Genomic DNA, 12,761 nt, shown 5'->3' on the forward strand with positions numbered 1-12,761 from the left:
CCTTGAGCGAGGGACTGGAACGGACAATCGCCGTCCTGGAAAGGTCGCCGCGCATGTTCGACGGAGCTATGGGAGGCGCGGCAACCTACCTTAACGCGCGCCTGGCGGTCGATCCCGATGCCTCTCATCTCCGCACCTGGGAAGCCACCGTCACCGCGATGCAGGTGTATTCCTCGGCATTCGCCGCCGCGGTTCGGACGGAGGGTACCGTCGAGTGCCGTATCGCTGACGTGATGCGAACAATCCCGGCAACCGGTCAGCAGTACTACACGAATGCCGGAAACTGGCTCACCGCGTTCTGGCTGGCGGTCGTCTGCCGTGAACAGGCCCGCATGACCCAACTGTGCGAGGTTTCGGTCGAATTCCTGCGCTCGTCAGGAGTGGACTACGACGAGTACGTTTATCACTGGATCGACGCTCTCCAGACGTACTGGTCGGAGCGTCCGGGACTGGGTGAGAAACTGCTCGCGGCGATCCGGACTTCCGAACCGGACGTCGTGCGCATCGCCGACCGGGAACTGCTGGACAAGATTCTTTATCAGCCGATCAATCTCTTCCAGTATTTCCTCCGCAAGGACCACGAAGGTTTCCGGCAGGCCCTCGTCGAGGCCTTGGAGCTCCATAAGTCGTTCTGGACGGCGTCGGAGGAACGCGAAGAGACGGTCGACGGCTACCTGGCGCTCGGCCCTCTCGCCATCGCCTGCCTCGCCTACGACGCCGGGTTCCCCATCGAGGTCGAATCCGACTACCTCCCCGGCGAGTTGCTCAAGCGTGCCTGGCTCGGCGAGTTCCCGACCTGACGTAGCCGGTCAGAACAGACTCAGCAACGCCTCCGCCGGATCCGTCAGCCCCGTTTCGCCGTCCGGGAGGGGGAGTTCGAACCAGACCGTCTTGCCTCGGGGGGTGCGGCGGGAGCCCCAGGCCGCGCTGAGGAGGCCGACCAGTTGGAGGCCTCGGCCGCCCTCGTCCGTGTCACGGGCGCGGCGGCGGCGCGGCTGGACCAGGCCCGCGTCCCAGACCTCGCAGACCAGGGTGCGGTCGAGCAGGAGGCGGAGCCGGATCTCGCCCTCGCCGTAGCGCAGGGCGTTGGTGACGAGTTCGCTGACCAGCAACTCCGTCGTGTCGACGAGGGGTTCGAGGTCCCAGGAGAGGAGCCGGGTGCGGGCGTACTCCCGTGCGCGGCCCACACTGCGCGGCTCGCGCGGCAGGGTCCAGTCGCCGACGGAGTCGGCGGGCAGGCCCTGTACACGTGCCATCAGCAACGCGATGTCGTCCTCGCCGTGATGGGTGTCGAGGGTGTTGAGGACGTGGTCGCAGACGTCCTCCAGGGGCCGGGTGGGGTCCGTGAGGGCGCCGACGAAGGCCTGGAGGCCCTCGTCCAGCGGGTGGTCGCGGGACTCGACGAGGCCGTCCGTGTAGAGGGCGAGCAGCGCGCCCTCGGGCAGGTCGACCTCCACCTCCTCGAAGGGCTCGCCGCCGACGCCGAGCGGCATGCCCGGCGGGACGTCGAGCATCAGCGCCGGTTCGCCGGGTTCGACGAGGACGGGCGGGAGGTGGCCGGCGTTGGCGAAGGTGCAGCGGCGGGTGACGGAGTCGTAGACGGCGTACACGCAGGTCGCGAGGTACACCTCGGAGAGGTCGGCCTCGCGGGGGCGGCGGGCGGCACGGGTGGCCTGTTGGACGCCGCCGGGCGTGCCCAGCCCGCGCGCGATCTCGTCCAGCGCGGAGAGGACCTCGGCGGGTTCGAGGTCGAGCAGGGCCAGGGTGCGGACGGCGGTGCGCAGTTCGCCCATCGCGACCGCCGCGCGCAGGCCGCGGCCCATGACGTCGCCGACGACCAGGGCGGTGCGGTGGCCGGGGAGTTCGATGACGTCGAACCAGTCGCCGCCGACCTCGCTGGGCCGCCCCGTGGAGACGTTGCCCGGGAGGTAGCGGCAGGCGATGTCGAGGCCGGAGGCGACCGGGTCGCCGGGGGGCAGCAGGGACCGTTGCAGTATCAACGCCCGCTCGTGCTCACGCCGGTAGAGGCGGGCGTTGTCGATGCAGACGGCGGCCCGTGCCGCCAGTTCCCAGGCCAGGTCCCGGTCCCGGTCCCCGAACGGCTCGCTGCCCTTCGTACGGGAGAACTGCGCGAGCCCCACCACGGTGTCGTGGGCGACCATCGGGATGGCCAGCGTGGACTGGACGAGGCCGCCCTCCTCGCCGGGGATGCTCTGCGGACGGGCCGTGCGCAGGGCGTCCGCGCACGGGGAGTTGAACGGGAAGTGGTGGACCGCGCCGACCGCGACGGGCGCGCCGGTGGCCGAGTACGGGGCGTCGGAGACGGCGGAGGAGAAGGCGACCCGGCGCAGTTCGGCGCTGCCGTCGGCGAGGCCGGGCGGGGTCTCGTCGCCGGCCAGGAGGCCCTGGTAGAGGTCGACGGTGGCGAGGTCGCAGAATCCGGGCACGACGACGTCGAGGAGTTCGCGCGCGGTGGTCTCCAGGTCGAGGGAGTTCCCTATGCGGGCGCCCGCCTCGTTCAGCAGGGCGAGATTGCGCCGTGCGGCGGCGGCCTCGCGGGCGGCGGCGCGGCGGGCGGTGATGTCGGTTCCGAGCCAGGCGATGCCGATGGGGCGGCCGGTGCCGCTGTGCACGCGGTAGAGGTTGATGGACCAGTGCCGGCGTTCCTCGAAGCCCGGGACGAAGCCGGTGACGTGCATGTCCGTGATGGAGTCGCCGGTCTCCAGGACCCGGCGCAGGGTGGCGCTGACCCGCTCGGCCTCGGGCCGGGGCAGGTAGTCGTGGACGCCCTTGCCGCGGTGTTCCTCGGGGCTGCCGCCGAAGATGGAGGCGAACCGCTGGTTGGCGCGGCGGACCCGCAGGTCGGGGTCGATCAGCAGGAAGCCGAACGGGGATTGGCCGAAAATGGCCTGCGAGGCGGCGAGGTCGGTCTCGATGCTGCGCAGGGTGCGGACGTCGACGACGATGCACACGGCGGCCTTGTCGCCGTCGAGGCCGCGGGTCGGCATGACGTACACCTCGGCGAGCCCGCGCTCGCCGCGTCCGCCGCCGGGCACGGGGTCCGGCATCCGGAAGGGGACCACTCCGGTCCACTCCCGGCCGTCGAGGATCTCGGCCATCTTGCGCTCGCCGCGCTCGCGCAGGTCCGGGTCGATGAACGCCTCGATGGGGTCCATGCCGACGGCCCGGTCCGCGGAGATGCCGAAGATCTGTTCGGCGCGCAGGCTCCACTGGTCGACGAGCCCGTCGGGGCCGATCGAGAAGGACGCGACCTTGATGTAGTCGTAGATGGAGCCGGGCGGGCTGCTCTGCCACACGGCTTCCCCCGGTGCCGTCCCGGCGTCCATGAGTCCGTCGTGGGCGCGCTCCGCGGCCGGGGAGGCGTCCGAAGCGAACGCCCCTGCGGCCCTGGCCCTCACGCCGCCCGACGGGTCCTCGGACCCCGTGGCCTTCGCTGGTATCTCGCTCACGCGAACCGTCCCCTCCAGCTCACCGCGCCCGGCACCGGTCACCGGCGGCGGCTGCCCGCAGTATCCAGCACTACGGCGCCGCACGACACGGTGTTCACGATCACAGCACGGTCCGGGCTTTTTTTGGACCGTTCCGCGACAACACACCCAGTCTTCTAACCAGCGGGCACGGGGTCGAACCACACCTTTCCGGGACGCTCGCCCACGGGCGCCGGACGAGTGGCACCGGACGAGTGACGCCGGCCGAGTGACGGCGCTGTCCCGCCGTACATCCGGTCAACCCGGCACCGCGAGTTCGAACCAGACCGTCTTCCCGTTCTCGCCCGGCCGGGTTCCCCAGCGCCGGGAGGAGGAGGCCACCAGTTGCAGTCCGCGGCCGCTCTCGTCCTCGGGCCGGGCGGCGCGCTCGCGCGGCGGGTCGGGCAGCGGGTCGGAGACCTCGACCAGCAGGACGTCGTCGAGGCCCGCCGGGCGGACCAGGCGGACGCCGATGGGGCCGGTGGCGTGCCGCAGGGCGTTGGTCACCAGTTCGCTGACCAGCAGGGCGGTGATGTCACCGAGACTGTCGAGGCCCCAGCCGTGCAGTCGGCCCCGGACGACGCGGCGGGCGGTGGCCACCGCGCCGGGGTCCGCCGGGAACGTCCACTCTGCGCAGCCGTCTTCGGTGTCGACCACACCGATCACTTCCCGGACCAGCGAGGGAACCCATGTCCGGTTTCATGGGGCTAGTAGGGACATACCCGATATCCAGGGGGCGCTATCGCCCGTCCGCCCGGGGAAGGCCGGCGCCGGAGGAAGGCCCTCACCCCGGGAAGGCCCTCGGCCCGGGAAGGCCCTCGGCCCGGGAATGCCGGCGCCCGGCGGAAGCCGGCCGGGGGTCAGCCGGGCCGGGTGGAGTCAGCAGGGCCGACCGGGGTCAGCGGGGCCGGGTGGAGTCAGCGGGGCCGGGCGGCGTGCCCGAGCCGGGTGAGGGTCTCCCGTACGGCGGGGACGTCCTGGTCCAGCCAGGGCACGTCCCAGATCTCGTCGGGGGTGAGCCAGCGCAGCTCGTCGTGGTCCTGGAGAGGCGCGGGGGCGGCGGAGCCGGGGCGCAGCCGGGCGGTCCACACCTGGAGCACGTAGGGCGCCCTGAGGGGCCATTCGCCGGGGACGCGCTCCACGGCCTCGGTGTCGATGCCCAGTTCCTCGCGCAGTTCGCGTACGAGGGCGGCCTCGGGCCGCTCGCCGGGCTCGACCTTGCCGCCGGGCAGCTCCCAGCGGCCGGCCAGCTCGGGGGGCGCGCTGCGGCGCGCGGCGAGCAGCCGGCCCGCGTCGAGGAGGGCGGCTCCGACCACCACGGTCCGTTCGGTCATGCGCCGGAGCCTACGGGACGTCGGTCGGGGTCAGTTCCGGCTGCTGTCCCCGCTCGAGGCCTGGCTCTGGCCGATGCGCTCGACCCAGTAGAGCTGCTTGTGGCCGCGGTCGTCGAGGCTGTCCGCGATCTTCTGGGCCTCCGCCCGGGTGGCGTACCGGCCCACGCGGTAGCGATTGCCGTTGTCGTCCTGCCGTATGACGAGCCAGGGCAGAGAGATGGTGCCCTCGTTCATCGCGCCCCTCCGCTTCCCCGGCACGGCCCGCTCCGCGCCCCGCCCTCTAAGGAAACCGCAATCCGCATATGCCCGAGCGTACGCCTTACCTTTACACAGCGAACACGGCTTTGCACAAAGAGGTACGCAACCAGCCAAGACGCAGGGGGCGCACGAGACCGAACGCGCCGTGCGGGCGCGCTGACGCGTCCGGTCGGCGGCACGTCGGGCATATATGGGGCGACCTGCGAGAACGATCGGAAACGACCGGATACCGACGGCGTGCGGGCGCGCTGTGTGCGGGCCTTTTCCGGGGGCAACTGCCGGAAGGGTGTGCGCCGCCCTCCGCGATGCGCTACCGCAAGGACGACCGGGGGCGACGCTATCTGACGGGCAGGTGGTAGGCGACGCGGTAACGGTCGGCCGGGATGACCACGTCGGCCGTCTCCACCGGGCGGCCCGAGGCGTAGTACGTGCGCTGGACGACCAGGACGACATGGCCGGGGACACCGCCGAGCGCGAGGAGTTCCTCGGCGAGGCCCGGGCGGGCGCCCACCTCCTCCGTCACGTTGTCCACGATGACGTCGATGGCGCGCATCCGCTCGACCACGCCCATGCCGCCGAGCGGACCCTCCTCGGGCAGCATGACGGGCGTCCGGCCGGTGACGGCGAGGGGTTCCCAGGAGGTCGAGAGCATCATCGTCTCGCCGGCCTCCCGGAAGACGTACTTGGTGCACATCACGCGGTCGCCGGCCTTGATGCCCAGCCGCTCGGCGACCGCCCCGCTCGCCTCGGACTGCCGGCTGCTGGACTCCCAGGTCCCGCGGGCGTGCGTCTCGGCCTGCTCCTGACGGAAGGGTGTGGCCCCGCTCGCGGGCCGGTTGCCGGAGCGGGCGATACGGCGGGGCACCGGCCGCTCGCGGACATACGTGCCGGATCCGGAGCGGCCCTCGACCAGGCCTTCGGCCATCAGGACCTTGCGGGCCTCCAGGGCGACGGTGTCCGAGACGCCGTACTCCTCGCGGATTCTCGCCTGGGACGGCAGCCGGGCGTGCGGTGGCAGCGAGCCGTCCACGATCTTCTTGCGGAGATCGCCCGCGACACGCAGGTACGCCGGCTGCTCACCGAATGTCACTGGCCGCTCCCATCAGGTTGTACAGACAGCTACAGCGTGGCAACCGTGGGTTCGACCATGCAAGCAAAGGCCAGAGAATCACTCGATGTGATGACATGTGCTTCGAGAAGGCTTTACGCAGGCACTTTCTGCCCGCTACCGGCGCGATCACACGTCTTCGCTGCCGCTCCCGCCGGAACCGGAGCCGGAACCCGAGCCCGAGCCGGAGTCGCCCCCGTCGCCTTCGTCCTCGTCGTACGAGGGCGGGGTGGTGGCCAGGTCCAGGGCCTTGCGGGCGGCGACGGTGGTGTCGCCGTCGACGTAGGCGTAGCCGCTCTCGTAGTGCAGGTAGAAGGTGTCGGCGTCCCCCGCGGTGGCCGCCTTCGCCCAGTCCGCCCGCGCATCCCGCATCTCCCGCACCAGGGCGTCCACCGACTTGCCCGCGTCACCGGACCAGGTGTGGGCGTCCAGCGCGCCGGCCTGTTCCGCGAGCACGTCCCGCACGTCCGCCGCCCAGTCCTTGTTGGCGTCCAGGTCCGCCTCGGCGTAGTCGTCCGGCTCCTCGTAGAGGACGTCGTCGATCGCGGCCATCGCCTTCAGGAAGGCCATCTGGTCGGCGTCCAGGGTCGTCTCGTCGGCGCGCAGCGAGCCGGTCAGGGTGCCGGTCTCGTCGGTGTGCGCGAAGACGCAGGTGATCTCGCGGTCGCCCCACTCCCAGCTGTCCGCGGTCGGCGTGAGGTAGTAGACGTCGACCTCGTCGCCCAGCGCCCAGCGGTCCATCGCGTAGGCGTCCTGGAGGGGCCCGCACTTGTCCTCGGCCTGGTCCGTGACGTATCCGTCGCCCGGGTAGTCGTCGCCGGACAGCGGGATCGTGCCGAACGCCTCACCCTCGTGCGGATCGGAGCAGGGCACCTCGTCGACGTCGTAGACGTCCCGGTCGAAGCTGCCCGGCACGTCGAAGCAGTCGCCCGCGGCGAGCGAGTAGCCGCCGCCCCTCGCGCCCTCCTTGACGCCCTCCCAGAACTCGGAGGCGACGTTCGTGGACAGCGACAGCGCCCACAGCGCGAGGCCGAGCGAGGACACGACCGCGCCCGCGATCGCCATCCCCTTGCCGCGCTCGCCGCGCTTCTTGATCTGCACCAGCGCGATGATCCCGAGGATCAGCCCGACGGCCGGCAGGAAACAGAGCAGCCCCAGCACGAGCGCGGCGATGGCGACCCCGTTGACCGGAGCGGGACGGGCGAGCGGCGAGTACCCCTGCCCCCAGACCTGGTACGGCCCGGGCACGGCACCGTAAGGGGCCTGGGGGGCTTGGGGGTACGGCCCCTGCGGATACGGGCCGTGCGGCGGCGGCGGCCGGTACGGGTCCTGGGGCTGCGGGGACCCTGGGGGCGGGGGTATGGACACGAGTACCGTGCTCCTGGTTCGGGCGGATCGAGGCGGGGTGCGGGCAGTCTGGCAGCGGGGTCCGACAGTGGCGCGGACAGTGGTGCGGAACTCGGATGCGAAGGACGCGACTGGGCGGCATCGTAAGCGTGTGACTCACGGGGGCGGAATGGCGGTCGCGAACGCGACGATTCGGGCGGTGAACGCGCTTGCCGCGCGCTGGGCCGGGGAGATCCGCGCGGACGGGAACTCGGTCTTCTCGGCGGCGGGCGTCTGGCCCCTGCTGGCCTTCCTCGCGGACGGCGCCGCGGGAGCCGCGCGGGCGGAACTGGCGGACGCCCTCGGGGTGCCGGCGGATCAGGCCGCGGGGGCGGCGCGGGAGTTGCTCGCCGGGATGGGCGCGGCACGGGGGCTGGACACGGCCCTGGGCCTGTGGACGAAGCGGACCCTGGAACTGCGGGAGCCGTGGGCGGCGGGCCTGCCCGCCGAGGCGCACGGGGCGCTCACCGGGGACCTGGGCGCCGACCGGGCGGCGCTCGACGCCTGGGCGGCGCGGCGGACCGGCGGCCTGGTGGAGGCGATGCCGGTCGACGTGACGGACCGCACCGAGCTGGTGCTGGCGAGCGCGCTGGGGTTGCGGACCCGCTGGCTGCGGCCCTTCCGGGAGGGCGGTCCGCTGGACACCCCGCACTGGCCCGAGGGGGACGTGGCGGCCCTGACGCGGGAGAGCGCGGTGCTGGACCGGATCGGGGTGGCGGACACGCCCGACGGCCACGTCACCGAACTGAAGGTCCTCGGCGACAACGCCCTCGACGTCCATCTGCTGCTCGGCGAGGAGCGGATGACGCCGGGGCAGGTGCTGGGCGCCGGTGTGGGGCTGCTCGCCCGCCGGCACCCGGTCCTGCCCGGGTCGCGGCTGCCGTACGGCGTGGCGGGGCCCGGCGTGCGCGTGGAGCGGGAGCGTTCCCTGACGCCGGATCCGCCGACACTGAAGGTGGCGACACCGGCGTTCCGCGTCACCGCCCGCCACGATCTGCTCGAACGGCACGAGTTGTTCGGACTCACCACGGCCCGCGACCAACAGCACGGTCACTTCCCCGGCATCAGCGGCACCCTGCCGCTGGCCATCGGGTCGGCCGGGCAGTCGGCGGTGGCGAGGTTCGGCGCGACGGGCTTCGAGGCGGCCGTGGTGACGGCGTTCGGCGTGGTCGGCGCCGCCGGTGTGCCGCGCCTGCCGTGGCTGGTCACGACCGTCCGGGCCCGCTTCGACCGCCCGTTCGGCTTCCTCGCCGTGCACCGCCACTCACGGCTGGTGCTGGCGGCGGGATGGGTCGCGGACCCCGAACGGCTTCCCGAGGACCCCGAGGACCCCGGTTCCTACGAAGACCCCGAGGACTCCGAGGACTCCGAGGGCTGCTGATGCGTGCGATCCCCCTGGTCAACGGCCTCACCGCGCGCTGGGCGGCGGCCGCTCCCGCGCGCGGCGGCTCGGTGTTCTCCGCGGCCGGGCTCTGGCCGCTGCTCGCGTTCCTGGCGGACGGGGCCACGGGCCGCGTACGGGAGGAACTGGCGGACGCCCTCGGGGTGCCGGCGGATCAGGCGGCCGCGTCCGCACGGGAGTTGCTGGGCCTGCTGGTGGGTGTGGAGGGGGTGGAGTCCGCGCTCGGACTGTGGACGGCTCGGACGGTGGAGCTGGAGGAGCCCTGGGCGGCGGGGCTGCCCGCCGGGGCGCACGGGGTGCTCACCGGGGACGCGGGCGCCGACCGTGCGGCGCTCGACGCCTGGGCGGCGCGGCGGACCGGCGGGCGGATCGGGCGGATGCCGGTACGGCTGGACCGGGACAGCTCGCTGGTGCTGGCGACGGCGACGGCGCTGCGGACGGACTGGGAGGAGCCGTTCAGCGGGGACATCGGCGTCTGGGCGGGCGGGCTGCCGTCCGGTGAGGACGTGGCGGGGCTGCGCCGGACGACCACCGACCTCGACGCCGTCGGGGTGGCGCGGACGCCCGACGGGTCGGTGACCGAGGCACGGGTGCGGGGCACGAACGGGCTGGACGTCCATCTGCTGCTCGGCGAGGAGCGGATGACGCCGGGGCAGGTGCTGGCGGCGGGGGTGGAGATCCTCGGGGGCCGGCTCACAGTCGTTCCCGGTGGGCGGCTGCCGCTCGGCGCGGCGGGGCCCGGGCTGTGCGTGGCGCGGCAGTGGGTGCGGGAGCCCGCGCCGCCCTCCGTCGTCCTCACCGCCGTGGAGTTCGCGCTGACCTGCGAGCACGACGTGGCGGCCCACCCCGACCCGTTCGGCCTGGCCGGCGCCGTCGACGGCCGACCCGGTCACTTCCCCGGCATCAGCAGGGCCCCGCTCGCACTGCGCTCCGTCCACCAGACGGCCACGGCCGTCTTCAGCGCCGAGGGCTTCCGGGCGACGGCGGTGACGGCGGCGGAGGCGATCTGGCTGAGCGTGGAGGAACTGCCGTACGAGACCACGGTCGTCCGCGCCTCTTTCGACCGCCCCTTCGGCTTCCTCGCCGTCCACCGGGCGAGCGGGCTGGTCCTGACGGCGGGGTGGGTGACCGAGCCGAAGGCGTGGCGGGAGGAGGACTACGGGCGGCCGGAGGAGGGGGCCGAGACACCGGCGGTCTTCTGAGCCTCGCCCCTCCCCTTCCCCCTCCCCTTCCCTCGCCTCCCCTCCCCTCCCCTCGCCTCGCCTCGCTCGCGAGCCTGGGCTGCTCCTCCTCCCGCTCGCGCGCGCCTGCCGTCCCACGACCGGGGCGGCGGCGGGGTCGTACTGGCGGTGGCGCGGGGTCGTCTGGAGGGCCGCTGACGGGCGGAGGCGGGGCGGCCCAGCGGCCGAGGGGCGCGGGCGGCCGGGGCGCCCGGGTCATCGGCTCCGGCTCCGTCTGCGAAGCTGGCCCGATGACCACGAAGATCACGGCGGAGTGGGAACAGCGGTGTGCCGCCCTGTGGGCCGCCTTCGACGACTGCGACGCGGCGGAATTCCGCTCGAGGATCAAGGCGCTGACCGACGAACTGCCGGAGGGCCACCCCGTCGCGGCATTCGAGCTCGCCTCCGCCCACGACGCGACCGACCTGGGCGAGCGCGCCGTCGCCCTGTACCGGGCGGCTCTGGACGGCGGCCTGGACGGTACGCGCCGACGGGAGGCGGTCATCCAGCTCGCGAGTACGCTGCGCGCCCTCGGCCGGCCGGAGAGCAGCGCCGAGCTGTTGATGGCGGAGCGCGGGCGGACGTCGGACCACCTCGATGACGCGGTCACCGCGTTCCTCGCCCTGACGTTCGTCGACCTCGGCCGCGAACGGGAGGCCGCGGCACTGGCACTCGGCGCGCTCGCCGGCCGTCTGCCGTCCTACAACCGCTCACTGGCCCGCTACGCGGCCGAGCTGACCGACCCGATTCCCGACCACTGAGCCGGGCCGGACGTACGTACTCGCCCCTTGTGACGGACGACGACGGCGCCGTGCACCGACGGGGGTACGAAGCCAGGGGCTTGCGTGTCAGGCGGGCCGTGGCCGCCCGGCCGTCACGGGGCGCCGTCTACGGACTGGGAGCCTTCGCCCGGACCGGCCTGGCCGCGGTCGCGATCCTCCTGGTCGGCGTCGTCCTCTCCGCCGTCGGCTACCCCATGGGCTCTGACTCGCCGTTCCGCCCCGACGACGCGGCTTGACCTCGGTGGTGCCGCTCCCGCATGGGAAGAGCAAAGGACCCGACTGAAGCGAAATGCCCGCACACCAACCCTGCCCTGTGGCGGAGTCGCGTGCAGTGCCCTGACCAGGCATTTCCTGGTTGAGGTGCGTGGGTCCCGACGGTCGCCTACGGGTGTCCGGCTTGGCCTCGGCCAGCAGCGGACCGAGCCGCTCCGACGTGATCCGTGCATCAGCATCGAAGGCCATACCGCGCTATGGTTGATGTATGGCTACCAAGAAGGTGACTATCACTCTCGACGAATCCCTGGTCGAAGCCCTGGCCGGAGCCGCCGAGGAAGAAGGCATCCCGCTCTCCCGTCTCGTCGCCGGAGCAGCCGAACGCGAGCTGCGCCTGCGGGCCGGCCTGGCCGTCATTCGGGAGTGGCAGGCCGAACACGGCGCCTTCACCCCGGAAGAGCTCGCCGCCGCCCGCGCGGACCTGGCCGCGGCCGACGCCGAGTACCTCAGCAGCTCGGGAGCCTCGGCCGCGTGAACATCCCCTACCTATACGACGCCGGGGTGCTGATCGCAATCGACAACGACGACCGACGCATGTGGGCCCGCCACAGCCTGGCCCTGGAAGACGGCCGAGACATCCACGTCCCGTCCGTCGTCGTCAGCCAGGCATGGCGGGACTCCCGCCGCCAGGTCAGACTCGGCAAGTTCCTCGCCGGCTGCCACGTCGTACCCGTCGGCCTCGAAACCGCCAAAACCGCAGGCATCCTCTGCGGCAAGGCCGGCACCTCCGACATCGTCGACGCCACCGTCGTAACCATGGCAGCCAGCCTCGGCGCCATCATCTGGACCTCGGACCCGGACGACATCCGCGCCCTCATCTATGCCCAGGACATCAAACCCGCCCCCGTCATCCGCGCCGTCTGAGCACTGGTGTTCCCCGACGGCCAACCTGGGCCAGAGAGCACAGGGGGAGGGAAACAGACACGGCTGCCTGATCATGCAGGGACGGACAGACACTGCAGTGGCGTCGGACGGAGAAACCTGCGACAGGGGAGGCCAGACAGCGCTACGGCTCACCGGCCTGATGGCGGCAGGACGGCATCGTCCGCTGACACGAGACCAGCGCCTGACCGCCTAGCCGACGGATTCTCGCCACGCGGTCACACGGCGCGGTCGCCGTGTACGACGCCGCCTCCCAGTGAGACCGCCGTGGAGAAGCACCGCACCGTCCCGCTCCCCCGCATGGCGGTGGATGCGATGAAGGCCCACCCGCGGGGTTTCCCGCCGACGGGCCCGAGGGGGCTGGTTCTTCACGGCACCGCAGGGCGGACCCGTGGTCTACACGCACTTCATGGACGGGTCCTGGCGGCCCGCCTGCGCGAAGGCCGGCATAGCGAAAGGCACGGGACCTCATGCCCTGCGGCATCACTGCGCCCAGCCTGCTGATCAAGCACGGCGAGTCCGAGAAGACGGTCTCCGAGCGCCTCGGCCACACCAATGCGGCCATGACGCCGAACATCTACACCCACCTGTGGCCCGACTCCGAGGAGCGGACCCGGGCCGCCGTCGA

At 72.6% G+C, this 12,761-nt stretch carries 13 protein-coding genes; 7 read left to right on the forward strand and 6 right to left on the reverse strand.

Going from position 1 to position 12,761, the window contains the following annotated elements; translation table 11 throughout:
• Positions 1 to 2 precede the first annotated feature (2 nt).
• On the forward strand, positions 3 to 800 hold the full coding sequence (locus AQJ58_RS11485; RefSeq protein ID WP_324613751.1) for an immunity 49 family protein: 798 nt from the start codon (positions 3 to 5) through the stop codon (positions 798 to 800).
• 9 nt (positions 801 to 809) lie between these two features.
• On the opposite strand, the gene AQJ58_RS11490 is transcribed toward AQJ58_RS11485, so the two are convergent.
• From AQJ58_RS11490 to AQJ58_RS11515, 6 genes are all read right to left on the reverse strand, one after another.
• Entirely contained in the window at positions 810 to 3,470 is a 2,661-nt protein-coding gene (locus AQJ58_RS11490) for a SpoIIE family protein phosphatase (protein WP_067248391.1), read from the reverse strand.
• Positions 3,471 to 3,746: 276 nt separating this feature from the next.
• Complete coding sequence (locus AQJ58_RS11495; protein WP_067248393.1) at positions 3,747 to 4,154, reverse strand: ATP-binding protein; 408 nt, start codon at positions 4,152 to 4,154, stop codon at positions 3,747 to 3,749.
• A 251-nt stretch (positions 4,155 to 4,405) separates the two neighbouring features.
• Complete coding sequence (locus AQJ58_RS11500) at positions 4,406 to 4,822, reverse strand: (deoxy)nucleoside triphosphate pyrophosphohydrolase (protein ID WP_067248396.1); 417 nt, start codon at positions 4,820 to 4,822, stop codon at positions 4,406 to 4,408.
• A 30-nt stretch (positions 4,823 to 4,852) separates the two neighbouring features.
• Positions 4,853 to 5,056 carry an SPOR domain-containing protein gene (locus AQJ58_RS11505; protein WP_067248397.1) on the reverse strand — a complete coding sequence of 68 codons (204 nt, stop codon included), beginning with the start codon at positions 5,054 to 5,056 and terminating at the stop codon, positions 4,853 to 4,855.
• Between the two features lie 361 nt (positions 5,057 to 5,417).
• Positions 5,418 to 6,170, reverse strand: coding sequence for a GntR family transcriptional regulator (locus tag AQJ58_RS11510; RefSeq protein ID WP_067248400.1), 753 nt, complete (start codon positions 6,168 to 6,170; stop codon positions 5,418 to 5,420).
• Positions 6,171 to 6,317: 147 nt separating this feature from the next.
• Entirely contained in the window at positions 6,318 to 7,436 is a 1,119-nt protein-coding gene (locus AQJ58_RS11515; RefSeq protein WP_324613752.1) for a DUF4190 domain-containing protein, read from the reverse strand.
• A gap of 268 nt (positions 7,437 to 7,704) precedes the next feature.
• Here AQJ58_RS11515 and AQJ58_RS11520 point away from each other — a divergent pair, with 268 nt between their 5' ends.
• From AQJ58_RS11520 to AQJ58_RS11545, 6 genes are all read left to right on the forward strand, one after another.
• Positions 7,705 to 8,955: a serpin family protein gene (locus AQJ58_RS11520; RefSeq protein WP_067248405.1), complete on the forward strand. Its 1,251-nt coding sequence runs from the start codon at positions 7,705 to 7,707 to the stop codon at positions 8,953 to 8,955.
• On the forward strand, positions 8,955 to 10,178 hold the full coding sequence (locus AQJ58_RS11525; RefSeq protein ID WP_067248408.1) for a serpin family protein: 1,224 nt from the start codon (positions 8,955 to 8,957) through the stop codon (positions 10,176 to 10,178). Before AQJ58_RS11520 ends, AQJ58_RS11525 begins: the two co-directional genes overlap by 1 nt.
• Positions 10,179 to 10,447: 269 nt before the next feature.
• Positions 10,448 to 10,957, forward strand: a complete 510-nt coding sequence (locus tag AQJ58_RS11530) for a tetratricopeptide repeat protein (protein WP_067248411.1) — start codon at positions 10,448 to 10,450, stop codon at positions 10,955 to 10,957.
• A gap of 80 nt (positions 10,958 to 11,037) precedes the next feature.
• Positions 11,038 to 11,214 (forward strand): hypothetical protein, encoded by a 177-nt coding sequence (locus tag AQJ58_RS11535; RefSeq protein WP_159056233.1) that lies wholly within the window; start codon positions 11,038 to 11,040, stop codon positions 11,212 to 11,214.
• Between the two features lie 245 nt (positions 11,215 to 11,459).
• Positions 11,460 to 11,726 carry a hypothetical protein gene (locus AQJ58_RS11540; RefSeq protein WP_067248416.1) on the forward strand — a complete coding sequence of 89 codons (267 nt, stop codon included), beginning with the start codon at positions 11,460 to 11,462 and terminating at the stop codon, positions 11,724 to 11,726.
• Positions 11,723 to 12,115 (forward strand): PIN domain-containing protein, encoded by a 393-nt coding sequence (locus AQJ58_RS11545; protein WP_067248419.1) that lies wholly within the window; start codon positions 11,723 to 11,725, stop codon positions 12,113 to 12,115. Before AQJ58_RS11540 ends, AQJ58_RS11545 begins: the two co-directional genes overlap by 4 nt.
• Positions 12,116 to 12,761: the final 646 nt, after the last annotated feature.

It is taken from the genome of Streptomyces sp. DSM 15324, assembly GCF_001514285.1.
Lineage (GTDB): Bacteria > Actinomycetota > Actinomycetes > Streptomycetales > Streptomycetaceae > Streptomyces.